The organism is Variovorax paradoxus, assembly GCF_029919115.1.
In the GTDB taxonomy this organism is placed as follows: Bacteria; Pseudomonadota; Gammaproteobacteria; order Burkholderiales; family Burkholderiaceae_C; genus Variovorax; species Variovorax paradoxus_O.
The window spans coordinates 1,728,024-1,752,644 of record NZ_CP123990.1 but is presented as its reverse complement, the minus strand read 5'-3'; the positions used below and the strand labels follow the sequence as shown (position 1 = coordinate 1,752,644).

General features: G+C 65.8%; 23 protein-coding genes. 13 read left to right on the top strand and 10 right to left on the bottom strand.

What is annotated here, in order from left to right:
• Nucleotides 1–13: 13 nt before the first annotated feature.
• The 4 genes from QHG62_RS08620 to scpA are packed head-to-tail and all read right to left on the bottom strand — an operon-like array spanning nucleotide 14 to nucleotide 5,292.
• Nucleotides 14–1,558 (bottom strand): acyl-CoA carboxylase subunit beta, encoded by a 1,545-nt coding sequence (locus QHG62_RS08620; protein WP_281150486.1) that lies wholly within the window; start codon nucleotides 1,556–1,558, stop codon nucleotides 14–16.
• Nucleotides 1,559–1,598: 40 nt separating this feature from the next.
• Nucleotides 1,599–2,648, bottom strand: a complete 1,050-nt coding sequence (meaB, locus tag QHG62_RS08615; RefSeq protein ID WP_281150485.1) for a methylmalonyl Co-A mutase-associated GTPase MeaB — start codon at nucleotides 2,646–2,648, stop codon at nucleotides 1,599–1,601.
• Nucleotides 2,642–3,115: a GNAT family N-acetyltransferase gene (locus QHG62_RS08610; protein ID WP_126747232.1), complete on the bottom strand. Its 474-nt coding sequence runs from the start codon at nucleotides 3,113–3,115 to the stop codon at nucleotides 2,642–2,644. Before QHG62_RS08610 ends, meaB begins: the two co-directional genes overlap by 7 nt.
• Nucleotides 3,116–3,129: 14 nt before the next feature.
• Entirely contained in the window at nucleotides 3,130–5,292 is a 2,163-nt protein-coding gene (gene scpA, locus QHG62_RS08605) for a methylmalonyl-CoA mutase (RefSeq protein WP_281150484.1), read from the bottom strand.
• Nucleotides 5,293–5,419: 127 nt separating this feature from the next.
• Here scpA and QHG62_RS08600 point away from each other — a divergent pair, with 127 nt between their 5' ends.
• Nucleotides 5,420–6,067 carry a GntR family transcriptional regulator gene (locus QHG62_RS08600; RefSeq protein WP_281150483.1) on the top strand — a complete coding sequence of 216 codons (648 nt, stop codon included), beginning with the start codon at nucleotides 5,420–5,422 and terminating at the stop codon, nucleotides 6,065–6,067.
• A gap of 30 nt (nucleotides 6,068–6,097) precedes the next feature.
• Here QHG62_RS08600 and QHG62_RS08595 read toward each other — a convergent pair whose 3' ends face one another.
• Entirely contained in the window at nucleotides 6,098–6,883 is a 786-nt protein-coding gene (locus QHG62_RS08595) for an IclR family transcriptional regulator (RefSeq protein ID WP_281150482.1), read from the bottom strand.
• A 156-nt stretch (nucleotides 6,884–7,039) separates the two neighbouring features.
• On the bottom strand, nucleotides 7,040–8,035 hold the full coding sequence (dusA, locus tag QHG62_RS08590; RefSeq protein ID WP_281150481.1) for a tRNA dihydrouridine(20/20a) synthase DusA: 996 nt from the start codon (nucleotides 8,033–8,035) through the stop codon (nucleotides 7,040–7,042).
• A 193-nt stretch (nucleotides 8,036–8,228) separates the two neighbouring features.
• Between dusA and QHG62_RS08585 the strand changes: the two genes are divergently transcribed.
• The gene (locus tag QHG62_RS08585; protein WP_281150480.1) at nucleotides 8,229–8,429 is read left to right on the top strand and encodes a hypothetical protein; all 201 of its coding nucleotides are present in this window, start codon (nucleotides 8,229–8,231) and stop codon (nucleotides 8,427–8,429) included.
• A 7-nt stretch (nucleotides 8,430–8,436) separates the two neighbouring features.
• On the opposite strand, the gene QHG62_RS08580 is transcribed toward QHG62_RS08585, so the two are convergent.
• Entirely contained in the window at nucleotides 8,437–8,655 is a 219-nt protein-coding gene (locus QHG62_RS08580; RefSeq protein ID WP_281150479.1) for a hypothetical protein, read from the bottom strand.
• 202 nt (nucleotides 8,656–8,857) lie between these two features.
• Here QHG62_RS08580 and QHG62_RS08575 point away from each other — a divergent pair, with 202 nt between their 5' ends.
• Nucleotides 8,858–9,100: a hypothetical protein gene (locus QHG62_RS08575; protein ID WP_281150478.1), complete on the top strand. Its 243-nt coding sequence runs from the start codon at nucleotides 8,858–8,860 to the stop codon at nucleotides 9,098–9,100.
• A 30-nt stretch (nucleotides 9,101–9,130) separates the two neighbouring features.
• Here the strand turns inward: QHG62_RS08575 and QHG62_RS08570 are convergent, their stop codons facing one another.
• Complete coding sequence (locus tag QHG62_RS08570; protein ID WP_281150477.1) at nucleotides 9,131–10,138, bottom strand: Bug family tripartite tricarboxylate transporter substrate binding protein; 1,008 nt, start codon at nucleotides 10,136–10,138, stop codon at nucleotides 9,131–9,133.
• The gene (locus tag QHG62_RS08565; protein ID WP_281150476.1) at nucleotides 10,135–11,055 is read right to left on the bottom strand and encodes a LysR family transcriptional regulator; all 921 of its coding nucleotides are present in this window, start codon (nucleotides 11,053–11,055) and stop codon (nucleotides 10,135–10,137) included. The genes QHG62_RS08570 and QHG62_RS08565 overlap by 4 nt, the downstream gene beginning before the upstream one ends.
• Nucleotides 11,056–11,174: 119 nt before the next feature.
• Between QHG62_RS08565 and QHG62_RS08560 the strand changes: the two genes are divergently transcribed.
• From QHG62_RS08560 to QHG62_RS08520, 9 genes are all read left to right on the top strand, one after another.
• Nucleotides 11,175–13,925: a tannase/feruloyl esterase family alpha/beta hydrolase gene (locus tag QHG62_RS08560; RefSeq protein ID WP_281150475.1), complete on the top strand. Its 2,751-nt coding sequence runs from the start codon at nucleotides 11,175–11,177 to the stop codon at nucleotides 13,923–13,925.
• Nucleotides 13,922–15,283, top strand: a complete 1,362-nt coding sequence (locus QHG62_RS08555) for a hypothetical protein (RefSeq protein WP_281150474.1) — start codon at nucleotides 13,922–13,924, stop codon at nucleotides 15,281–15,283. Before QHG62_RS08560 ends, QHG62_RS08555 begins: the two co-directional genes overlap by 4 nt.
• A 30-nt stretch (nucleotides 15,284–15,313) precedes the next feature.
• Nucleotides 15,314–16,288 carry a tripartite tricarboxylate transporter substrate-binding protein gene (locus tag QHG62_RS08550; protein WP_281150473.1) on the top strand — a complete coding sequence of 325 codons (975 nt, stop codon included), beginning with the start codon at nucleotides 15,314–15,316 and terminating at the stop codon, nucleotides 16,286–16,288.
• Nucleotides 16,289–16,423: 135 nt separating this feature from the next.
• Nucleotides 16,424–17,383 (top strand): TauD/TfdA dioxygenase family protein, encoded by a 960-nt coding sequence (locus QHG62_RS08545; protein ID WP_281150472.1) that lies wholly within the window; start codon nucleotides 16,424–16,426, stop codon nucleotides 17,381–17,383.
• A gap of 20 nt (nucleotides 17,384–17,403) precedes the next feature.
• Entirely contained in the window at nucleotides 17,404–18,765 is a 1,362-nt protein-coding gene (locus QHG62_RS08540; RefSeq protein ID WP_281150471.1) for an ABC transporter substrate-binding protein, read from the top strand.
• Nucleotides 18,766–18,776: 11 nt separating this feature from the next.
• Nucleotides 18,777–19,685 (top strand): carbohydrate ABC transporter permease, encoded by a 909-nt coding sequence (locus QHG62_RS08535; protein ID WP_281150470.1) that lies wholly within the window; start codon nucleotides 18,777–18,779, stop codon nucleotides 19,683–19,685.
• Nucleotides 19,672–20,580: a carbohydrate ABC transporter permease gene (locus tag QHG62_RS08530; RefSeq protein ID WP_281150469.1), complete on the top strand. Its 909-nt coding sequence runs from the start codon at nucleotides 19,672–19,674 to the stop codon at nucleotides 20,578–20,580. The genes QHG62_RS08535 and QHG62_RS08530 overlap by 14 nt, the downstream gene beginning before the upstream one ends.
• A gap of 36 nt (nucleotides 20,581–20,616) precedes the next feature.
• A complete protein-coding gene (locus QHG62_RS08525; RefSeq protein ID WP_281150468.1) occupies nucleotides 20,617–21,684 on the top strand; it encodes an ABC transporter ATP-binding protein in 1,068 nt (355 codons plus the stop codon).
• Between the two features lie 35 nt (nucleotides 21,685–21,719).
• Nucleotides 21,720–21,926, top strand: a complete 207-nt coding sequence (locus QHG62_RS08520; RefSeq protein WP_281150467.1) for a dodecin — start codon at nucleotides 21,720–21,722, stop codon at nucleotides 21,924–21,926.
• Here the strand turns inward: QHG62_RS08520 and QHG62_RS08515 are convergent, their stop codons facing one another.
• Complete coding sequence (locus QHG62_RS08515; protein WP_281150466.1) at nucleotides 21,927–22,676, bottom strand: TerC family protein; 750 nt, start codon at nucleotides 22,674–22,676, stop codon at nucleotides 21,927–21,929. It lies immediately after the preceding gene.
• 173 nt (nucleotides 22,677–22,849) lie between these two features.
• On the opposite strand from QHG62_RS08515, the gene QHG62_RS08510 reads away from it, so the two are divergent.
• Nucleotides 22,850–24,616, top strand: coding sequence for a tannase/feruloyl esterase family alpha/beta hydrolase (locus QHG62_RS08510; protein ID WP_281150465.1), 1,767 nt, complete (start codon nucleotides 22,850–22,852; stop codon nucleotides 24,614–24,616).
• Nucleotides 24,617–24,621 lie beyond the last annotated feature (5 nt).

The window sequence follows — 24,621 nt, the reverse complement described above, 5'->3', positions numbered from 1 at the left end:
GCGCATATGAAAATCAGAGAGGAATGTTGCCGTGCTTACGCCACGGGTTCTCGAGCTTCTTCTCGCGCAGCATCACCAGCGAACGGCAGATGCGCTTGCGCGTTTCGTGCGGCAGGATCACGTCGTCGATGTAGCCACGCGCACCCGCCACGTACGGATTGGCGAAACGCGCCTTGTATTCGGCCTCGCGTGCGGCGAGCTTCTCGGGGTCGTTCTTGTCTTCGCGGAAGATGATTTCCACTGCGCCCTTGGCGCCCATCACCGCAATCTCGGCGCGCGGCCAGGCCAGGTTGACGTCGCCGCGCAGGTGCTTGGAAGCCATCACGTCGTACGCGCCGCCATAGGCCTTGCGCGTGATGACGGTGATCTTCGGCACCGTGCATTCCGCATACGCGTAGAGCAGCTTGGCACCGTGCTTGATGATGCCGCCGTACTCCTGCCCCGTGCCGGGCATGAAGCCGGGCACGTCGACGAAGGTAACCACGGGAATGTTGAACGCATCGCAAAAGCGCACGAAGCGCGCGGCCTTGATGCTGCTCTTGATGTCGAGGCAGCCTGCGAGCACCAGCGGCTGGTTGGCCACGATGCCGACCGTCTGCCCTTCCATGCGCGCAAAGCCGATCACGATGTTCTTCGCGTAGTCGGGCTGCAGCTCGAAGAAATCGCCGTCGTCCACCACCTTGAGGATCAGCTCCTTGATGTCGTAGGGCTTGTTCGGGTTGTCCGGCACCAGCGTGTCCAGCGAGTAGTCGGGCCGGTCGGCCGGGTCGCCCTGGCCGTTGTTGCCCAGGCGCACCGGCGGCTTCTCGCGGTTGTTGAGCGGCAGGTAGTTGTACAGGCGGCGCAGCATCATGAGCGCTTCGACGTCGTTCTCGAACGCCATGTCGGCCACCCCGCTGCGCGTGGTGTGCGTAACCGCGCCGCCCAGCTCCTCGGCCGTCACGGTTTCATGCGTTACGGTCTTCACCACATCGGGGCCGGTAACGAACATGTAGCTCGAGTCCTTCACCATGAAGATGAAGTCGGTCATGGCGGGTGAATAAACCGCGCCGCCCGCGCATGGGCCCATGATCATGCTGATCTGCGGCACCACGCCCGATGCCATCACGTTGCGCTGGAACACGTCCGCATAGCCGCCGAGCGAGGCCACGCCTTCCTGGATGCGCGCACCGCCGGAGTCGTTCAGGCCGATGACGGGTGCGCCGACCTTCATGGCCTGGTCCATCACCTTGCAGATCTTTTCGGCGTGCGCTTCGCTCAGCGCGCCGCCAAAGACGGTGAAGTCCTGGCTGTACACGAAGACGAGGCGGCCGTTGATCATGCCGTAGCCCGTCACCACGCCGTCGCCCGGAATCTTTTGCTCGGCCATGCCGAAATCGACCGAGCGGTGCTCGACGAACATGTCCCACTCTTCAAAGGTGTTGTCGTCCAGCAAGAGTTCGATGCGCTCCCGCGCGGTGAGCTTGCCCTTGGCGTGCTGCGCGTCGATGCGCTTCTGTCCGCCGCCAAGGCGCGCTTGAGCGCGGCGCTTTTCGAGTTGTTCGATCAGTTCTTGCATGGTGTGCTTCCGAAGCTGTGGTCCTGAATGTCGTGTGTTGTCATGGCCTGGCGGTGATGGCAGCCGCCGCAAGCAACTGGCGCGCCGCCGTCGATGCGGGCAGCGAGCCCTCTGCCACCTGCCGAGTGAGTTGCGGCAGCAGTTCGCGCACCTGCGTGTGCTGCCTGAATGCCTGCTTGAGGCCCGCGTCGATGCGCTCCCACATCCACGACGTGGCCTGCTTTTCACGCCGCTTGGCGAGCTTGCCATTGGCGGTTTGCAGTTGCCTGAACTGCGTGACAGCGTCCCAGAAAGCGTCGATGCCGGTACCCGCCAGCGCGCTCAGCTGCAGCACCTTGGGCAGCCAGAAGCGAACCTCGGCGCCGCTGTGCGCGTCATGCACCGCATGCGCATGGTCAGGGTTGCCCTGGTGGCCGAAGAGGCGCAGGGCAGAAGTGATCTGCGCCTGCGCACGCGTGGCGGCATCCTTGTCTATGTCGGCCTTGTTGATGACGACCAGGTCGGCCAGCTCCATCACGCCCTTCTTGATGGCCTGCAGGTCGTCGCCCGCGTTGGGCAGCTGCATCAGCACGAACATGTCGGTCATGCCGGCCACGGCTGTTTCGCTCTGGCCCACTCCCACCGTTTCGACAATGACGATGTCGTAGCCCGCGGCTTCGCACACCAGCATGGCCTCGCGCGTTTTCTCGGCCACGCCGCCCAGCGTGCCGCTCGACGGGCTCGGCCGGATGTAGGCGCGTTCATGCACCGAGAGGCGCTCCATGCGCGTCTTGTCGCCAAGAATGGAGCCACCGGACACGGTGGAAGACGGATCAATGGTGAGCACCGCCACGCGGTGGCCCTTGCCGATCAGCAGCAGGCCCAGCGTTTCGATGAAGGTCGACTTGCCGACACCCGGCACGCCCGAGATGCCAAGGCGAAATGAATTGCCGGTGCGCGGCAGCAATGCGGTGAGCAATTCATCGGCTTGCGCGCGGTGGTCGGCACGGGTGGATTCGAGCAGCGTGATGGCCTTGGCGATGGCGCGGCGCTGTGCCATGCCCTCCGGCTCGGCAATGGCGCGTTCGAGTGCCTCGGCCTGCTTCAGCACGCATCCTCCGAGGCCACGCGCCAGCGGTAGTGCAGGTCGACGCCCTCTTCGCCCTCGAGCACAAAGCCGTGCCGCACATAGAAGCGGTTGGCATCGCTTTGCACCAGCGCCGTGAGCTTGATGTCCATCCCTTGTTCGCGCGCCTGCGACTTGGCCCATTGCAGCACCCATTCACCGATGCCCAGGCCCTGGAAGCCGGTGCGCAGGTACAGATGGTCGAGCCGCAGCGCATCGGGGTCTTCGGGCTTGAGCGTGACAAAGCCGATGCGCAGGTCGCCGTCGAGCACGATGTGATGCATGTAAGGCACGACGAAACCGGCCTGGAGCCGTTCGCGTGAACGCGCCGGGTCGAAGCGGCCCACGCGCTCCAGGCTGGGGCGCATCGCATCGACGCGCAAGGCCAGCATGGCTTCGAAATCGCTGGAATCAACGGGCTGCAGCGACAGCCGCGACAAAAGATCGCCCACGTCTCGCGTCCCGATCAGGCCGAGACGGCTGCGCGAATCTGCTCCAGCACGTCTTTCGCGCTGGCGGGAATCGGCGTGCCCGGGCCATAGATGCCCTTGACGCCGGCCTCGTAGAGAAAGTCGTAGTCCTGCCGCGGAATCACGCCGCCGACAAACACGATGATGTCGTCCGCGCCTTGCTTCTTCAGCTCGTTGATGATGGCGGGCACAAGCGTCTTGTGGCCGGCCGCGAGAGTGCTCACGCCGACGGCGTGCACGTCGTTTTCAATCGCCTGGCGCGCGCACTCCTCGGGTGTCTGGAACAGCGGCCCCATGTCCACGTCGAACCCCAGGTCGGCAAAGGCCGTGGCCACCACCTTGGCGCCGCGGTCGTGCCCGTCCTGGCCCAGCTTGGAGATCATCACGCGCGGACGGCGCCCCTGCTCTTCGGCAAAGGCGTTGATCTCGGTCTTGAGGGCTTCCCAGCCCTCGGCGGAGTCATAGGCAGCTGCGTACACACCGGTCACCTTTTGCGTGTCGGCCCGATGGCGGCCGAATGATTTTTCGAGTGCATCCGAGATCTCGCCCACCGTGGCGCGCAGGCGCACGGCGTCGATGCTGAGCGCGAGCAGGTTGCCGGTGCCGTTCTCGGCCGCTTCGGTCAGCGCATCCAGCGCAGCCTGCACCTTGGCGGTGTCGCGCGAAGAGCGGATCTTCTGCAGGCGGGCCACCTGCTGCTCGCGCACCTTCACGTTATCGATCGAAAGGCTGTCGATGGCGTCTTCGGTCTTGAGCTTGTACTTGTTGACGCCCACGATCACGTCTTTGCCCGAGTCGATGCGCGCCTGCTTCTCTGCAGCGGCCGCCTCGATCTTGAGCTTGGCCCAGCCGCTGTCAACGGCCTTGGTCATGCCGCCCATCGCCTCGACCTCTTCGATGATGGCCCAGGCGGCATCGGCCATGTCCTGCGTGAGCTTCTCCATCATGTAGCTGCCGGCCCAGGGATCGATCACATTGGTGATGTGCGTTTCTTCCTGGATGATGAGCTGCGTGTTGCGTGCGATGCGCGCGCTGAATTCCGTGGGCAGCGCAATGGCTTCGTCGAGCGCGTTGGTGTGCAGGCTTTGCGTGCCGCCGAACACCGCGGCCATCGCCTCGATGGTGGTGCGCACCACGTTGTTGTACGGGTCTTGCTCGGTGAGCGACCAGCCCGAGGTCTGGCAGTGGGTGCGCAGCATCAGGCTCTTGGGGTTCTTGGGGTTGAACTCCTTCATGATGCGGCACCACAAGAGGCGCGCCGCGCGCATCTTGGCCACTTCGAGGTAGAAGTTCATGCCAATGGCCCAGAAGAAACTCAGGCGCCCGGCAAAGCCGTCGACGTCCAGGCCCTTGGCCAGCGCGGTCTTCACGTATTCCTTGCCGTCGGCCAGCGTAAAGGCCAGCTCCAGCGCCTGGTTGGCCCCGGCCTCCTGCATGTGATAACCGCTGATCGAGATCGAGTTGAACTTGGGCATCTTCTGCGCCGTGTACTCGATGATGTCGCCGATGATCCGCATGCTCGGCGCGGGCGGAAAAATGTAGGTGTTGCGGACCATGAACTCCTTGAGGATGTCGTTCTGGATGGTTCCGCTCAGCTGGTCCTGCGCCACGCCCTGCTCTTCGGCCGCAACCACGTAGCCCGCCAGTACCGGCAGCACGGCGCCGTTCATCGTCATCGACACACTCACCTTGTCCAGCGGGATCTGGTCGAACAGGATCTTCATGTCCTCGACCGAATCGATGGCTACGCCGGCCTTGCCCACATCGCCCGTCACGCGCGGATGGTCGCTGTCGTAGCCGCGGTGGGTCGCCAGGTCGAAAGCCACGCTCACGCCCTGCCCGCCCGCGGCCAAGGCCTTGCGGTAGAAGGCGTTCGATTCCTCCGCGGTCGAAAAGCCCGCGTACTGGCGAATGGTCCAGGGGCGCACCGCGTACATGGTGGCCTGCGGGCCGCGCAGGTAAGGCTCGAAACCGGGGAGTGTGTCGGTGTACTTCAGGCCCTGCAGGTCGGCGGCGGTATAGAGCGGCTTCACGCTGATGCCGTCGGGCGTGAGCCAGTTGAGCGCATTCAGGTCGCCACCCGGCGCCGACTTGGCCGCGGCCTTGGCCCAGTCGTCGAGGTTGGCAGGCTTGAAGGTGGGTTCGGGTGTGCTGCTCATGAGGGGCCGTTTTGCAGTGTCTTGCTGGGTAGTCGCAAATTCGCCTGCAAGGGATTTGCAAGCCGCAGCGAGTCTAACCGATCCATAATTATTAATTCAAACACGTTTTTGCGGTACAGTCCGGCCCATGTCCGCCGTCACCCTTACCCCGCGCGCCCTCTATGAAGAGGTGGCCGAGCTGCTGCGCCAGCGGATCTTCCGCCGCGAGCTCGAGCCCGGCAGCTGGATCGACGAACTCAAGCTGGCCGAGGAATACGGCATCAGCCGCACGCCGCTGCGCGAAGCGCTGAAGGTGCTCGCGGCCGAAGGCCTGGTGACCATGAAGGTGCGGCGCGGCGCCTACGTCACCGAGGTGTCGGAGCAAGACCTGGCAGATGTGTACCACCTGCTGTCGCTGCTGGAAAGCGACGCGGCCGGCGTGGTGGCCGAGCGTGCCACCGATGCACAGCGCGCCGAGCTGAAGGCACTGCACGCCGAGCTGGAGGCCGCAGGCGCGCCGGGCAAGGAAAACCGCGAGCACTTCTTTGCGCTGAACGAGCGCTTTCACATGCGCCTGCTGGCCATTGCCAACAACAAGTGGCGCGACCAGATGGTGGCCGACCTGCGCAAGGTGATGAAGCTCAACCGCCACAACTCGCTGCTCAAGGACGGCCGCATTGCCGAATCGCTGGCGGAGCACCGCTCGATGATGGCGGCCATCGAGGCGCGCGACGCCACCGCCGCCATGGCGCGCATGCGCGAGCACTTCAGGAACGGCCTCGAGGCAGCCGTCTAGGCCCCTTCGAGCGGGGGCGGCGGGCCGGAGCTAGTCCGGGTTCGCGGTTCCGGATTCGGCCGAAATGCGCTGGGCCACTTCGAGCAAGCGCGGCACCACGCGCGACAGCATCATGTCCTTCGGCAGCAGGTAAGCCGGCCCGCCACAGCTCACGCCGTAGCGCTCGCCGTGCGGCCCCTGCAGCGCAAAGCCGATGGCATGGATGTGAGGATGCCATTCACCGAACGAGCTGCAATAGCCCAGGCGCGCATATTCATCGAGGCCGGCCATGAGGCGGGGTTCGATGGAGGCCCAGCTTTCGCCGCTTTCCTGCTGGATCTTCTCGAGCACCGCGGCCTGCTCGGCCGCGGGCAGTGCCGCAAGGGAGGCGCGCCCCGCCGCCGAAGTGACGATGCTCATGCGCGTGCCAACCTCCAGCCGCGAGCTGATGAGCGCCGAACGCGGGCGCAGCGAATCGATGACAAGCATGTCGAGCTCGTCGCGCACCGCCACATGAACGCTGGCGCCGGCAAATTCCGAAAGCTCTGCGAGGTGGGGCCGGGCCACGGTGCGCAGGTCGAAATGGCGAAGGTAGCGGCTGCTCATGTCGAGCAGCGCCGGGCCGAGGCTGAAGCGCTCGCTGTCTTGCGACTGCCGCAGGTACCCCGCGCTCACCAGCGTTGCCGTAAGGCGCGAGACAGTTGCCTTCGGCAGGCCCGTGGTGTCGGCCAGCTGGCGATTGCTCATCGGCGCCGACGCCATTCCGATGACCTTGAGCAAGGCAAGTCCTCGACCAAGCGCGCTGACTTCTTCTTTGCTCCCCGCCGCTTCATTCATGAATCGAAACCCCTTTTTATTAGCGTTTATTGATTCTTCAGCAGAAAAGTTGAAAAGTCGCAGCCCCTAGTCAATCATTATCATTTTGGAACACTCGGTGTTGCTGTACGGCGAAACCCGCGCTGCAAGCGGCTCCGCGGCCTGTTACACCTTGAGCTAGGCTGCCTGGGCAGCGGGTTCGTGTGCCAGCGCCATCACTTCGTGCGGCGGGAGGGTCTTGAGCCGGTGGTCGCTCCACACCTGCCGCCAGCGGCGCGCACCGGGCAGGCCGTTGCGCAGTCCCAGCATGTGCCGCGCAATCGACGACCACTGCGTGCCGTGCTCAGCCGCCTCGCGAACCATGTAGTCGCACATCAGCGACTCCACCTCTTCACGCGTGAGCGGCTGCGGCGCCGCGCCAAAGAACTCGGCGTCCCATTCGGCCAGCCACCAGGGGTTGTGATACGCCTCACGCCCCACCATGACGCCGTCGAGCAGCCGCAAATGCTCGTGCACCTGGGCATTGGCTGAAATGCCTCCGTTGATCGAAAAGCTCAGCGCCGGAAAATCGTGCTTCAGCCGGTGCACCAGCTCGTAGCGCAGCGGCGGAATCTCGCGGTTCTGCTTGGGGCTGAGCCCCTGCAGCCACGCATTGCGCGCATGCACGATGAACGTGCCGCAGCCGGCCTCGCTCACGGTGCCGACAAAGTCGCACACGAACTCGTAGCTCTCGATCTTGTCGATGCCGATGCGGTGCTTGACCGTGACGGGCACGTTCACCACGTCGACCATCGCCTTTACGCAGTCGGCCACCAGCGCCGGCTCTGCCATCAGGCAGGCCCCGAAAGCACCGCGCTGCACGCGCTCGCTGGGGCAGCCGCAGTTGAGGTTGATCTCGTCGTAGCCCCACTCTTCGCCCAGCTTCGCGCAATGCGCCAGGTCGGCCGGTTCGCTGCCGCCCAGCTGCAGGGCCACCGGGTGTTCTTCGGCATTGAAGCGCAGGTGGCGGGGCACGTCGCCGTGCACCAACGCGCCGGTGGTCACCATTTCGGTATAGAGCAGCGCGTGGCGCGACATCAGGCGATGGAAGTACCGGCAGTGGCGGTCGGTCCAGTCCATCATCGGTGCGACGGAGACGATTTTTTCTTTTAAATTCAACAACTTGGCATTCATACACTTGAGTGGGCCGCGCGGCCGGCGCCAGTCCTTTCACCTGCGGGGTGGACATCGGCTGTATCGAGCCGGTAGTTTCTCACGCGCCCTCTTCCGGCGCCTCTGCCAAGGCACGCACGTAGGAGGGCAACCTTCAAGAAGACGCGTCAAAGCGGCATGGCGTCGCGCTTTCGCGCGCGTAAACCTCGGCGTCATGACAACCAGGCAACATCACAAACAGGGCGACATCGGCCGCCGATTGATGTGGACCCTGCTTGCCGTCGTCGCGGTCGTTGTCGTGGGCGTGCTCTTCTTCTATGGTCTCAAAGACCCGTCGGAAGGGCCAGGCAACCTTCCTGCCACCGGCGCGCCGGCACAACAGGACGGGCGGCCGGCTGCTGCTGCGCCCAAGTGACCGGTGCTCAAGGTTGCGCTTCGCGCGACCGGCTAAGCTCCGCCCGCCCTCGCGGCGTTATTCGCAAGATCACTCCCCGGCGGCCGGAAAGGTCGTCAGCTTCCGGGAGGTTGGCCTCTATAAGCTCGGCCGCAGCCAGCACAGCCGCGCACTGGATATCGGCCTTTTCATGAATGGCCAGGGGGAACGAGGCCTCCTCGATGCGGCGAAGGAAATTCATCGGCATAACTTCTCCTCGGGTCGCGACGCGGCCGGATTGTGGCAGGCAAATTGTAGGGCTTAAGACCTACATTGCAGCACGGCATTCCGGTAATGGCGCGTCCAAAAACGGGCAGCTAACTTGTGATTCTTTTGACCGAATCGTATCCACGTTGGTCAGGCAACCGGAGAATCGTATGCCGCTTTTGTTTCTGATGAGGCTTCAGCATGTGGAACTTCCGGTCCGGGTTGCCTGCCCGGAAGAGCTCAGGCATGTTTCGGTGCTGGTAGCCACGGGGTTGATCGAGGCCGACATCGGCCCTGTCAATGCAACCGGGCGCTACGCTTCGTCGCGCCTGGCCACGGTACTTCGCATCACGGAGGCCGGCCTTGCCGAGATTGCAAAGATGAGCGAGGTGCCCGCGTTGCTGAAAACGTCGATGCAATTCACTCGCGGGTTCCGGCTGATGTGACGCCCGACGCAACCACGGCGGCCCAGCCCTCTAATCGAATTGCGAACGGTCCCCGGACACCAGCGCACGGTTGCGCCGACGGTCGGCGGCAACCTCGTGCGCAAGGTCTTCAATGCCTCCGCCCACCGGAAGGTTGTAGGCGCTGCGCAGCCGCGCCTGCACGGTGGCGCTGCGCAGCACCTGGTTGATCAGCGCGTTGAGCCGCTGCAGCACAGGCGCAGGCGTTCGAGCCGGCGCAAAGATGCCGAAGAGCGAATCGCGATTGGCCCGCTCGTAGCCCAGTTCGGCGAGCGTCGGCACCCTGGGCAGGGCTTCGATGCGCGAAGGGGAGCCGACCGCCAGTGCCTGCAGCCGCCCTTCCCCTATGTACTGCAGCTGCTGCGCCGCAACGTTGGTCGACAGCACTTCGAACTGCCCGCTGAGCGCATCGTTGAGCTGCGGGCCGCCGCCCGCGTAGGGAATGTGCGTGATGGCGGTGCGGCTTTGCATGCGTACCTGCGCCAGCACCATGTGGCCGATGGTGGCCACGCCCGAAGTGGCCCACCGCACCGCCCTGGGCTGGCTGCGCGCAAGTGCAATCAGCTCCTCGAAATTGCGGCCCGCAAAAGCCGGCGTGCCAACCACCAGCACGGGCGTGCGCATCACGCTTGCCACAGGCGCGAAGGCGCGCAACGGGTCGTAGGCCACATGCGCAACCAGCGGATGCAGCGTGATCGGGCTGATGGCTGAAAACGCGAGCGTGCAGCCGTCCGGCACGGCACGCCCAAGCGCATCCATGCCAATGCTGCCGCCCGCGCCGGCGCGGTTTTCTATGAGCACCGGAACGCCCAGCAGTTGGGCAAGCGGCTCGGCCAGCATGCGCGCCATACCGTCGCTCACGCCGCCCGGCGGATACACCACGATCAAGCGCACCGGACGGTTCGGCCATGGCATCGATGGCGACGGCGCGGCCGGCAGCAACCGCGGCGCGGCACAGGCAGCGGCCATTGCAGCACCGGTGCCCCGCACCAGTTGGCGGCGGCGCAATGAAAAGATCATGACCCGGGGTTCTCGCTCGCATGCCTGCGCAGCAGCGCGGCAAAGTGCTGCGCAGGCAGGTTGTCTTCTTCCACCCGCGACACCAGCGTGAGCGGTGCGTCGAGCTGACCGCCGTCGGCGAGCCGGGTGTAGGCAATGGCATGCGCATGCACACCCGTCATCGACGCCGGCACCACCGACAGGCCGACACCCGCGGCCACGAGATTCAGGTTGGTCATCATGCGGTCCACCTCGGCCACCACGCGCGGCCGCAGGCCCTTGGCGTGGCAAAGCGCAAGCAGCTCGGCGTAAAGACCCGGCGCGCCCGGACGGCGCACGAGGATGATGCCTTCCTCGCACAGCTTCGCAAGCGGCAGCGGCCGCGAGGCCTTGCTGCGCGCGAGGGCAAAGCGGTGGTCGCTGGGCATTGCCACCAGCACCGGTTCGCGCAGCAGCGTTTCGAAGCGCAGGCCTTCGGGCCGTGCCACCGGCACGCGCAACAGGCCGCAGTGCAGCCGGCCGGCATCGAGCGCCTCGGTGAGTTCGGCTGCGTTGTCCTCGCGCAGCTGCAACTCCACGCCGGGGTGCGCACGGCGAAAAGCACGCAACGCTTCGGGCACGAAGCGGTGCGCCGCGGCCGAGCTGGTGAAGCCGACCGCCAGCGTGCCGGCCTGCCCTTTGGCCACGCGCGCCATGCGCTGCTTCATGGCCGCCATGTCCTGCAGCATGCGCAGCGCCTCCACCTGGAACAGCCGGCCCGCATCGGTAAGCGCCACACCGCGCGGATGCCGCCGGAACAGCAGCACCCCCAATTCGCGTTCGAGCGCCTTGATGGCCTGGCTCAACGGCGGCTGCTGGATGCCCAGTTGCTCGGCGGCCCGCGTCATGTGGCCGGTTTCAGCAACGGCCACAAAGTAGCGAAGCGGTCTTATCTCCATATTTTTTTCATATCGGAAGTGCCTCTTTATTTTATTTGACCCTAGGTCACCGTGCACCTATCGTCCGGCCGCTCATTCAAAAAAGCAGCCCATCGAGGCCGCATTCCGGAGACAAGTCCATGCGCAACTCGCGCCCTTCTGCATTGCCTGACGCGCCCTTTCGCGCCTGCCGTTCGTTCGTTGCCGTGATCGGTATTTCACTGGTTCTTGCCGCCTGCGGCGGCGGCGGCGGTGGTGGCGCCGGTGCCGGGTTCTTTCCCATCGGATCGCCCCCGCCGCCGTCCAGTGGCGGCACGCCCGATACCGATCCGCCCGACAACCCGCCGCCACCACCCGTTCAGCCGGTGGTCGCCTGCGCAGATCTCGCCGGCAAAAGCCTGCCGGCCTCGCTCATCAGCCTGCCGACGCAAGGTGCCACCGTTACCAGCGCCGTGCCGTTGGCCGCGGGCGATGCCGGCAACCGCCTCGGCGACTACTGCCGCATCCGCGGCACCATCCAGCCGATGGACCCCGCTTCGCAGGCCATCAGCTTCGCGGTCAACCTGCCCGAAAAGTGGAACCGCAAGACCATTCACTTCGGCGGCGGCGGCTTCGACGGCGTGCTGATCGACGGCACCGAGGTCATCCGCTTCGGCCCCGCCGGCAAGCCCGCGCCGCTTGCGCTGGGGTATGCAACCTACGGCGACGATTCGGGCCACCAGTCGAGCAGCATCACCGACGGGCGCTTTGCAGCCAAGGACGAGCAGCTTGCCAACTACGGCGGCAACTCGCTGAAGAAAACGCGCGACGTCGCGCAAGCGCTGGTGCTCGCGCGCTATGGTGTGAAGCCCGCCTACGCCTACTTTCTGGGCACATCGACCGGCGGGCGCGATGCGCTCAGCTACATCCAGCGCTGGCCGCAGGACTACGACGGCGTGGTCGCCAACGAACCCGCACTCAACTACACCGGCACGCGGCTGTCGAACGTGGCCGTGGGCCGGGCGCTCTACAACAACGGCGGCGCCGGCTGGATGAACGTGGCCAAGACGCTGCTGGTGCAGAAGGCGGCAATGCAGGCCTGCGACAAGCTCGACGGCGCGGCCGACAACATCGTGAGCAACGTGGAAAGCTGCCGGCTACTCAACACGCAAGTCCTCGCCTCGCTGCGCTGCAGCGGCGGCACCGACAACGGCGACACCTGCCTTTCGGACGCTCAGCTTGCCACCGTGCGCACCATCGAATCGCCGCTCGAGTTCAGCACCTACTCGCTTGCCAACGGAGTAAGGCGCGCGGGCGGCTACAACATCCTCGAAGGCGCACTGGTGGCGGGGCCCTTCACCACGCGCGACCTGGGTACGCGCAAGGTGCCGGGCAACCCCGCCACATCGGCCGACGCCAACATGTACGTCACGGGCGACCAGTGGGTGAAGTACTTCGTCACGCGCATCGACACCTTCGATTCGCTCGGCTTCGATCCGCTGGACCCGGGCAGCTACGCCCCGCGCATGAGCGAGGTGTCGGCGCTGACCGATGCAACCAACCCGAACCTCGCGCCTTTCTTCGCGCGCGGCGGCCGAGTCATCATGCTGCACGGCTTGGCCGACGAAGTGATCAGCCCCAACTCCACCATCGACTACTACAAGCAGCTCATCGCCACCGTGGGCCAGGCCGCCGTGGATGAGCATGTGCGCTTCTACACCGTGCCCGGCATGGGCCATGGCACGGGCAGCTTCATTCCCAACTGGGACTCGCTCGCTGCGCTCGAGGGCTGGGTGGAGGCCGGGCTTGCGCCTGCCACCGGCGTGGCGGTCGACGCCGTGGCCGGCACCTATGGCCGCACGCGCCCGCTGTGCCAGTTTCCGGCATGGCCCAAGTACCGCGGCAGCGGCAGCCTCGATGCGGCGGTCAACTACAGCTGCGTAACCGAAGTCGGCGATCCGCTGGCCTGCCCCAACCTGCCGGCCGCCCCTGCCAGCTACAAGGGCGGCAACAGCTTCGGCGAAGAATTGCGCGTCGACATCGATCCCGCCACCATGGCCTACATCGTGACCATCGACGCCAGCCTGCAGCGCGCACCCGGCACGCAGCGCAGCGGCTCCCTGGTGGCGCAAGGCAGCTGCAGCTATGCGAGCGGCGAAAGCGCGGCGGTCTTCAGCTTTGCGCCCGGCGGCGTGCTGCTGGGCGGAGTGAATGCGCCGAGCGGCGGCGGCTTCGCACCGCTCATCGCGTTCCAGAACACCTTCGAGAACACGGCCGCACCGGCGGTGTTCAACCCGGTGGCCAACATCTTCAACGCGGTGGGCGTGCAGCAGGGCACGGGCAGCGCGACGGCGCATGCCTCATCGGTGCGGCTGCGCAATGCGGGCACTTTCCAGTATTGCCGCGACGCGGTGACCGGCGGGTTCATGACCTACGACGCCACATGCACGCAGACGGAGAAGGGCTACATCACCTACAACACCGCCCGCGGAGCCTTCGACCTGCGCACCACCTCGCCGACCGGCGGCGCCGTGACCACCGGCGGCACGCTCACGGGGTCGATGGTGATCGGCCTGGTGAACGGCGCCGCGGTGCCGCTGCACCTGGTGCGCGAATCGGCGGCCAACGCCGGCCTGCGCCTGTTCGGCCTGCAGCAGACGCTGACGCCCGGCACGGCGGACGGCAGCTACGCCATGGCCGCCGTGACGGGCCAGAACCGCGAAGCCACCGTGGCGGGCAGCAGCTTCAACCTGGGCGGCACCTCTGCATTGCTGAGCTACGACACGCCTGTGCTCGGCGTGGCGCAGGCCGACGCGGGCCGGCCGGGCAATTTCATCTTCAACAGCGGCGTCCTCGGATTCGTTTCCACGGCAGGAACGAACGCGGCGCTGGAACTCGGAGTACGACATTGAAAAGACATCTTTCCACGCTGGCCGCTTTCGCGCTGCTGGGCACCGCGTTGCCGCTCTCCGCGCAAGCAGCCTCGCCCGCATCCAAGCAGGCACCTGCATCAACGCCCTGCCCCGCACCCGTGCCTGAGGCCGCACGCTGCTACACAGGCGAAGACGGCAACGGTTCTTTCTACTGGATCGCGATTCCGAAAGACTGGAACCGCGGCGTGCTCGTGATGCATGCGCACGGCGGCCCGGAGACGGGGCCGCCCAAGCTCGAGCGCAGCCAGGAAGACCTGAAACGCTGGGCCATCACCGTGAAGGCCGGCTACGCGTGGGCCGGCTCCACCTACCGCCGCGGCGGCTACGGCGTGACGATGGCGGCCGAAGACACCGAGCGGCTGCGCCAGATCTTCGTGCGCCATTTCGGCCAGCCGCAGCGCACGCTGCTGCACGGCCAGAGCTACGGCGCGGGCGTGGCGGCAAAGGCGGCCGAGCTCTATGCGCCTGTGGGCGGTGCAAAGTCGCCGTACGACGGACTTCTGCTCACCAGCGGCGTGCTCGGCGGCGGCAACAGCGCCTATGACTTTCGGCTCGACCTGCGCGTGGTCTATCAACACGTGTGCCGCAACCACCCGCGCGCCGACGAGCCGCAGTACCCGCTGTGGATGGGCCTGCCGGCCGATTCGAAACTCACGCGCGCCGAGCTGGCCGCGCGCGTCAAGGACTGCACCGGGGTCGGCATGCCCGCCGCGCAGCGCACGCCGGAGCAGGCCGCGCGGCTCAAGACCATTCTCTCGGTCGTGAAGATCGAGGAGCGCTCGCTGCTGGGCCACCTGAACTGGGCGACCTGGCTGTTCCAGGACCTGGTGCAAAAACGCCTGGACGGCCGCAATCCGTTCGGCAACATCGGCGTCGTCTACCAGGGCTCGGCCGACGATGCGGCGCTCAACGCAGGCGTGCTGCGCTATGCCGCCGACCCGCAGGCCAAGGGCGCCTTGGCCGCCGACAGCCAACCGACGGGGCGCACCGCGCTGCCCACGCTGGCATTGCATGCCATCGAAGACCCGACGGCTTTCGTCGAGCTCGAAAACGCCTATCGCCGCATCCGCGACGCGGCCGGCACCGGCAGCCAGCTGGTACAGAGCTTCAGCGCGGAGCGCGAGCACAGCTACCTGAGCGATTCGGAATACCCCGCGCTCTTCACCGCCCTGCTCGACTGGATCGACAAGGGCGAAAAGCCCACGCCCCAAAGCCTTGCGCAGCGCTGCGCATCGCTGGCGCCGCGCTACGACACCGACGGCAAGAACGGCTGCCACATCAAGCCCGACTGGCAGCCGCCCGCGCTCGAGAGCCGCGTGCCGGCGCGAGCCCCCTGATTTCCATTTCTTTACTTGACGGAGACTTCCATGAAAAAACTGTTCGCCTTTGCGGCGCTGGCCCTGGCCATGGGCGCGCATGCGCAAGACTTTCCCGCCGGAAAGCCGGTCACCATCGTCGTGCCATTTGCAGCCGGCGGCCCCACCGACCGCGTGGCGCGCGACCTGGCCGAAGCGCTGCGCAAGCCCTTGGGCGGTGTGAGCGTGATCATCGACAACGTGCCCGGTGCCGGCAGTTCCATCGGCGCGGCCAAGGTGGCACGCGCCAAGCCCGACGGCTACACCCTGCTGCTGAACCACATCGCAATGGCCACCGTGCCGACGCTGGTGCGCAACCTGCCGTTCAAGGTTGAGAGCGATTTCGAGTACCTGGGCATCGTCAACGACGTGCCGATGACGCTCATCTCCAAGCCCTCCATCGAGGCCGCCAACTACAAGGAACTGACCGCGTGGATTGCGGCCAACAAGGGCAAGATCAACATCGGCAATGCGGGCGTGGGCTCGGCCTCGCACCTGTGCGGCCTGCTCTACCAAAGCGCCACCAAGACCGACATGACGCCCGTGCCCTACAAGGGCACCGCACCGGCCATCACCGACCTGATCGGCGGGCAGATCGATCTGTTGTGCGATCAGACCACCAACACTTCGCCGCAGATCGAGGCGAAGAAGGTCAAGGCCTACGCGGTCACCACGCCCAAGCGGCTGACAACGCCGCTGCTGAAAGACCTGCCCACGCTGGACGAGTCGGGCCTGAAGAACTTCCAGGTCACCATCTGGCACGGCCTGTATGCCCCCAAGGGCACGCCGGCACCGGTGCTGAAAAAGCTCAACGAGGCCATGAAGGCCGCATTGCGCGATGCGGACTTCATCAAGCGCGAAGAAGCGCTGGGCGCGGTGGTGGCCACCGACGGGCGCATCGAGCCCGAGGGCCACAGGAAGTTCGTGGCGGACGAAATCGCCAAGTGGACGCCCATCATCAAGGCGGCCGGCGTGTACGCAGACTGATCGAGGTCCAGCGCGCCAAAGAAGATTCGCGCATGTCGAAACAACGATTCCTTCGTTTGCCCTTGCAGCACGTGACCACAGAATCTGCGGCTTCCGGCAGTGCCGGGCCACGTCACGAACGAACAGGAGTCCCCGATGAGCGACAGCGCGCCCCCTTCTTCCATCGACACGAGCTTTGGCGATCTGCGCATCCGGCGTGTTGCGGGCCACATCGGCGGCGAGGTGCAGAACCTGAAGCTCTCGGCCAGCCTCTCCCAGGAAGAAATCGAGCACGTCAATGCCGCGCTCGTGAAGCACAAGGTGCTGTTCTTCCGCGGCCAAGACCACCTGGACGACGCTGAGCACCAAGCCTTCGGTGCGCGCTTCGGCCGCACCGTGGCGCACCCCACGGTGCCCTCGCCCACGGGCACCAAGCTGTTCGAGCTGGACGCCTCCAAGGGCGGCGGACGCGCCGATTCGTGGCACACCGACGTGACCTTCGTCGATGCCTTTCCCAAGATCTCCATCCTGCGCGGCGTGAAGATCCCGGCCTACGGCGGCGACACCGTGTGGGCCAACACCGCCGTGGCCTACGAGCGCCTTCCGGCTCACCTCAAGCAGCTGGCCGACCAGCTCTGGGCTGTGCACAGCAACGACTACGACTACGGCGCCGACCGCGTGCAGGTGGAAGAAGAGCGCCTGCGCCACCACCGCAATGTGTTCGTCTCGGCGGTGTATGAAGCCGAGCACCCGGTGGTGCATGTGCACCCCGTGTCTGGCGAGCGCGCTCTGCTGCTCGGGCATTTCGTGAAAAAGCTGGTTGGACTTTCGAGCACCGAATCGGCGCGCATCTTCGAGCTGCTGCAGAACCGCGTGGTCCGCCTGGAGAACACGGTGCGCTGGAGCTGGCGGCAAAACGATGTGGCAATCTGGGACAACCGCGCCACGCAGCACTTTGCAATCAACGACTACGGCAACCAGCCGCGCCTGGTGCGGCGCGTGACGGTGCACGGCGAAGCCGCAGTGGCCATCGACGGCCAGCGCAGCCGCACGCGCAGCCGGCCCGAGGCCACGAACGATGCGCGCATCGACGAAGTCATTTCCGCCTCCGCCTGAAGCCGCAGCCCGCACCGACCATGACGCACCCTACCCCCTTCGGCCTGCACCGGCGCAGCCTGCTCAAGACCTCGGCCGCGCTCGGCGCCGCATCGCTTCTTCCCGGCCTCCCGGGCCTTGCCGCCGCGCAGGGCGGCGCTAAAAAGTTTGCCGGCGTCACCCTGAACGTATCGACCTTCAGCGCCACCTACCCCAAGCTGCTGCAGCAGTGGCTGCCCGAGTTCGAGGCGCTCACGGGTGCCAAGGTGAACTTCGACGCACCCTCTTTCCCGGTCTACAACCAGCGTGTCGACCTCGAGCTTTCCACGCGCGGCTCGGCCTACGACGTGGTCAACGTCACCTTCATCTACTCGAGCCGCTGGATCAACTCCGGCTGGCTTACGCCGCTGGACGACTACATCCGCAACCCCAACCTCACCAGCGCCGATTGGGACCTGAACGACTTCCTGCCCGGCGCGCGTGCGCCCGAAACGGGCAAGGACGGCAAGCTCTACGGCATTCCCTGGACTGCCGAGGCGCTGCTCACCGCATCGTCGCGCTTCGACCTGCTGGAGAAAGCGGGCCTCGCCTTTCCCGACACCACCGACGACCTGGTGAAGGTGCTGCGCGCCGTCCACAAGAAAGAGCGCGTGGCCGGCTTCGTGGCCGACAACCACTACGGCTGGACCTTCGTGCCCTACCTGCACGCGTTTGGCGGCGATGTGTTCCGCAAGGCGCCCGACGACCTGTTTCCGACGCTCGACACGCCCGAGGCAATAGCCGCCGGCGAGTACTACGCCAACCTGCTGCGCGAGTTCGGGCCCGACGGCGCCATCACCTACCAGCCCGACCAGGTCACGCAGGCGCTGAAGCTGGGCCGGGTCAACTTCACCGACGCCGGGCAACTGCACCTGGCGCAATTGGGCGACCCGGCGACCAGCAAGACATTGAAGACTGTCAGGTTCGGGCAGGTTCCAAAGGGCCCTGCAGGCCGCTTTCCGGGCACCGCCGTGCACGGGCTCGGCATTCCGGCGGGCTCGAAGAACAAGGAGGCCGCATGGGCCTTCATCCAGTGGGCGCTCAGCAAGCAGACCACGCGCAAGGCGGTGGCCGCGGGCTACGGTTCGCCGGCACGGCGCTCCGACATCGACTCCGCCGAGTTCCGCCAGAAGCAAGTCATCAACGGCAGCGACCTGGCCAAGCTCTCGCTCGACGCCATCGAGCTGGCATCGAAGACCGGGCACATGAAGTACCGCACGGTGTCGGTGTACCCGCAGATTGATCAGCAGCTCAACAAGGCCATCGAGCTGATCGCAAGCGGCCAGCTTTCGGCGAAGCAGGCGTTCCAGCAGGCGCAGGCCAACTCCATCGCCGAACTGAAACGCGCCGGCCAAAAGCTGTGAGGCGCTGAGCAATGGCCTCCGTGCTTCTTGCGCCGGGCTGGCGGGCCGAACAGCGGCGCGCCTTCCTGCTCGGGTTGTCGCCTTCGCTGGCGGTGCTGCTGGTCATCACGCTGGTGCCGGCCGCTGCGCTGCTGGTGGCAAGCTTCACGCCGCTCAGCCTGACCGACCCAGCCGCGACCTTCCGCTTCGACGATCCGCTGGTCAACTACCGGCAGCTGCTTCAAGACAACCGCTTTCTCGGCTCCATCGCGGTGCAGTTCAAGCTGTCGGCCTCCAGCGTGGCGCTGCAACTGCTGGTCGGGCTCGGGCTCGCGCTGCTCTTGAACGGAAAGTCGCGCGTGCTCGAGGGCGCGCGCACGCTCTTTCTTATTCCGATGGTGCTGCCGCCTATCGTCGTCGCGCTGATCTGGAAGATCATGTACACGCCCGACGTGAGCCCGGTTCACCGCGCCCTGGAGCACTTGGGCTCGCCGGTGCGTTCGCTCATTGCCAACCCCGAGACTGCGCTGTGGGCCATCTCGCTGGCCGACACCTGGCAATGGTTTCCGTTCACCATGCTGATGGTGCTCGCCTCGCTGCAGATGATTCCGGACGACCCGCTGGAGGCCGCGCGGCTCGAAGGCGCCAACCGCTGGCAGCTGTTCCGCTACATCGTGTTTCCCTACATCCGGCCGGTGCTGGTGGTGTGCGGCCTCTTCAGGCTCATCGACAGCTTCAAGGCTTTTCCGCTCATCTACGTGCTGACCAACGGAGGGCCGGGCAACGTGACCGAGGTCACCAACTACTACGGCTTCATCCAGGCTTTCAACTTCTCGTACTGGGGCTACGCCAGCGCCATTGCCACCGTCATGCTGGTGGGTGTGTTCGTGCTGAGCTGGCTGGTAGGCAAACTGGGGTGGAGCGACCATGAACAGCGCTAGCCGCACCCTGGGCGCCGCCGACCTGGCCGGCGCGCATGAAGAAGGCGCCGGCCTCGCAGGCCTCGACTCCGCCCCACGGCAGGGCCCGCCTTGGTGGCGGGTGCACGGCCGCTCGCTCACAGTCGTCCTGCTGGTGCTGCTCGTGCTGTCGCCGTTTCTCTGGCTGGTGCAGCTTGCGTTCAAGCCGGCGGCAGACATCTTCGGCGACAGCCTGCTCTTCGTGCCCACGCTGGAGGGCTTCGCAAGCCTGCTGCAGGGCAACTTCCTCAAGTCGTTCGGCAACAGCCTGCTGGTGAGCACGCTCTCCACCGGCTTCTCGCTGCTGATCGGCGTGCCCGCGGCGTATGCGCTCACACGCTGGGAGTTCAAGGGCCGCGACCGCATCGCCCTGTGGATTCTGGTGACGCGCATGGCGCCGCCCATTGCCTTCACCATTCCGTTCTTCCTGGCTTACCAGTACCTCGGCCTGCAGGACACGGTGATCGGCCTTGCCATCGTGTACCTCACCTTCAACCTCGCCATCGTGATCTGGCTCATGCAGACCTTCTTCGAGGCGGTACCCGCATCGCTCGAAGAGGCGGCGTGGATAGACGGCTGCGGCGTGTGGCAGGCGTTCTGGCGGGTGGCGCTGCCGCTCACTGCACCGGGCCTCGCAGCCACCGCGGTGATGTGCTTCATCTTCTCGTGGAACGACTTTTTCTACGCGCTCATCCTCACTCGCACCAACGCCATCACCGCGCCCGTCGCCATCGTCAACTTCCTGCAGTACGAAGGCTGGGAGTGGACCAAGATTGCCGCGAGCGGCACGCTGGTGATGTTTCCGGTGATCGTCTTCACGGTGCTGGTGCGCAAGTACCTGGTGCGCGGCCTTATGGCCGGCGGCGTCAAGGACTGATGCGGGCACAGCCAAACAGCAATACACAGAAAAACCATGGCTTCCATCACCATTCGCAAGCTCTTCAAGCAGTTCGGCGCCACGCAGGTGATCCGCGGCATCGACATCGATATTCGCGACGGCGAGTTCGTGGCGCTGGTGGGGCCTTCAGGCTGCGGCAAGTCGACGCTGCTGCGCGCGATTGCCGGGCTGGAAGCCGCCGATTCCGGCGACATTCTTCTGGGCGACCGGCGCATCAACGACACCGCACCGCGCGACCGCGACGTGGCGATGGTGTTCCAGAACTATGCCCTCTACCCGCACATGACGGTGGCGCAGAACCTGGGCTTCGGCCTGCAGATCAAGGGTGTTGCCAAGGACCAGATCGCGCGGCGCGTGCAGCGGGCGGCCGACACTCTGGGCCTGGGCGAGCTGCTGCAGCGGCACCCGCGCCAGCTCTCGGGCGGCCAGCGGCAGCGCGTGGCCATGGGCCGGGCCATCGTGCGGCAGCCGCAGGCCTTCCTGTTCGACGAGCCGCTGTCGAACCTGGACGCCAAGCTGCGCGTGCAGATGCGCACCGAGATCAAGGCACTGCACCAGCGGCTGGGCACCACCACGGTGTACGTGACGCACGACCAAGTCGAGGCCATGACCATGGCCGACCGCATCGTGGTGCTGAAGGAAGGACGCGTCGAACAGGTCGGCGAGCCGCTCGCCTTGTACGACCGTCCGCGCAACGCATTCGTGGCCGGCTTCATCGGCTCACCCGCAATGAACTTCATTCCCGGCCGGTTGCAGCTCGACGGCGCGCCGCATGTACTGACGGACGACGGACTGCGGCTGCCGCTGGCCAACGCATCGAGCGGCACGCATGGCGACCGCGTGCTCTACGGCACGCGGCCCGAGAACTTCACCATCGACGCCGGCCAGGGCTTGCCGGCCGACGTGGTGGTGGTCGAGCCGACGGGCTCCGAAACGCAGGTGGCATTGCGCCTGGGCGGCCACCCGGTGATGGCCGCGTTCCGCGACCGCATCGATGCCCGCCCCGGCGAACGCCTGCCGCTGTGGCCCGTGGCGGCAAAGGCGCATCTTTTCGATGCGGCGGGCGGACAGCGGCTCAACTGACTACGATGTGCCCACCACTCACAAGGAGCACAGACATGTCGAATCACGTTTACAAGTCGCTGGAGCTCACGGGCTCGTCGCCCGTCAGCATCGAAGACGCGGTGCAAACGGCCATCGCCAAGGCACACCAGACGGTCCGCAATATCCAGTGGTTCACCGTGACCGAAACGCGCGGCCATGTGGTGGACGGCAAGATTGCGCACTGGCAGGTCACTGTGAAGATCGGCTTCACGCTGGAGTAGTCAGTCGCCCGGCATGTGGGGCGGACGCAGCTCCACCGCCTTGGCCGCCTTCTTGCGCAGCCGGATGTTGAGCATTTCCACGGCCAGCGAGAAGGCCATTGCAAAGTACACGTAGCCCTTGGGCACGTGGTGGCCGAAGCCCTCGGCAACAAGCACCACGCCCACCACCACCAGGAAGGCCAGCGCCAGCATCTTGATGGTGGGGTGGTTCGACACGAAGCGCCCGATCGGGCCTGCGAACAGCATCATCAGGAACACGGACACGATCACCGCGGCAATCATTACCCGCACGTCGTCCACCATGCCCACGGCGGTGATGATCGAATCGAGCGAAAACACCAGGTCGATGACCATGATCTGCAGGATGACCGCCGCAAAGGTGGCCTTGACGGCGCTCGACTTCTGCTCGTGCCCGCCCTCCAGCGATTGGTGAACCTCGCTCGTGCTCTTCCATATAAGGAACAGGCCGCCCAGGATCAGGATCAGGTCGCGGCCCGAAATGCCCTTTTCGAGCACCGTGAAGATCGGGTTCACCAGCCCCACGATCCACGCCAGCACCAGCAGCAGCCCAATGCGCATGAACATGGCCATGAACAGCCCCACCCGCCGTGCGAACTCGCGCTTTTCGGGCGGCAACTTGTCGACCAATATCGAGATGAAGATGATGTTGTCGATGCCCAGCACAAGCTCGAGCGCAGTCAGGGTGGCAAAGGCAATCCAGACCTGGGGATCCGTCAGGAGTTCAAGCATCGGCGTTCTTTCGTTGCGGCAGTCCCGCCAGGAAGGTTTGGGATGTGCTCGAAGTCTGCCATGCCGCAAGCCGCAAGGGTTTGCCCTATTTTTTAGTTATCAAACAAAACTATATTGATTACTTGAAATAACCTTATCAACGCGCCGGGCCGCCCCGGCTGAAGGAGACAGCCATGGTTGAAACCGTGTTCTCTTCGTTCCGTCCCTCGTGGGCGGCCCTTGCCGCGGCGTCGCTGATGGCGGCGTGCGGCGGGGGTGGCGGTGGGGGCGGCGGAGGCGCCTTTCCGTTCATTCCATCCACGCCCTCCACCGGCGGCTCCCCACCAACCGAAGCGCGCCCGGGCACGCTGCAGTCGTGTACCGATCTTGCGAGCAAGGCGGCATTCGGCAGCACCGTCTACACCAGCGTGGCTTCCGTGCCCGCGGGCACGCTCACCGTGGCCGGCGTGGCCACGCCCGCGCCGGAGCACTGCCTTGTGCAGGGCCAGATGAACCAGCGCACCAGCAGCGTCGACGGCAAGACCTACGCCATCGGCTTCGAGATGCGCCTGCCCGTCAACTGGAACGGCCGCTTCTTCTACCAGGCCAACGGCGGGCTCGACGGCAATGTGGCGCGGGCCACTGGCGGTGTTGGCGGCGGCGCACCTACCACCACCGCGCTGCACATGGGTTTTGCGGTCATCAGTTCCGATGCGGGGCATTCGGGCGCGCAGATACCGACCTTCGGGCTCGATCCGCAGGCGCGGCTCGACTACGGCTACAACGCGGTCGCGCAGCTCACGCCCATGGCCAAGAACCTCATTGCCAAGGCCTATGGCCGCGCACCCGATCGTTCCTACTTCGGAGGCTGCTCCAACGGCGGGCGCCACGCCATGGTGGCCGCTGCGCGCTTTGCCAACCAGTACGACGGCATCCTGGCAGGCAACCCCGGCTTCAACCTGCCGAAGGCCGCGGTGGCCCAGCTGTACGGCGTTCAGCAATATGCACGGGTTACCACCGCCAACACGCCGGCCGGCAAGCCGGACCTGCAGACCGCCTTTACCCCGGCAGAGATGAGCACGGTGGCCAACGCGGTGCTTGCACGGTGCGATGCCCTCGACGGCGCAACGGACGGAATCGTCGCGGACGTGCAGATGTGCAAGCAGGCCTTCGACCTTGCTGCCGACGTGCCTACATGCGCAGCAACGCGCAATGGCAGTTGCCTCACGACGACGCAGAAAGAGGTGCTCGGCAACATCTTTGCCGGCGCACGCAACACCGCCGGCGCCGCGCTCTACAGCGGCTTTCCGTTCGATGCGGGCATCAAGGGTGCGGACTGGCGGCAATGGGAATTCTCGAACTCGCAAAACCTCGATACGGCCGCGGTCGGCTTCGTCTTCAGCAGCCCGCCGCTCGGGACGAGCCGCCCACCGGGAATCGATTTCGCGCTCGGCTTCAGCATGGACACCGATGCGCCGAGCATCTTTGCCACCACCGCGCTCTACACGGAATCGTCGATCTCCTTCATGACGCCGCCCAACCCAGCCAACCTCTCGGTGCTTCGCGACCGCGGCAGCAAGCTCATGGTCTACCACGGCACCAGCGATGCGGTGTTCTCGTCGGACGACACCACCCGCTGGTACGAGCAGCTGCGTGCGGCCAACGGCGGCGATGCGTCGGGCTTTGCACGCTTCTTTCCCGTGCCCGGCATGAACCATTGCGGCGGCGGCCCGTCCACCGACCAGTTCGACATGCTCACGCCGCTGGTGGCATGGGTCGAACAGGGCAAGGCTCCGGCCGCCGTTGTTGCCACCGGGCGCGGAGCGGGCGCCAACGTGGTCAATGCCGAGCTGCCCGCCAACTGGTCGCCCGCGCGCACCCGGCCGCTGTGCCCCTACCCCAAGATTGCGGCCTACATGGGCGGCAGCCTCGAGTCGGCCGCGAGCTTCGTCTGCCGCTAGGCAAC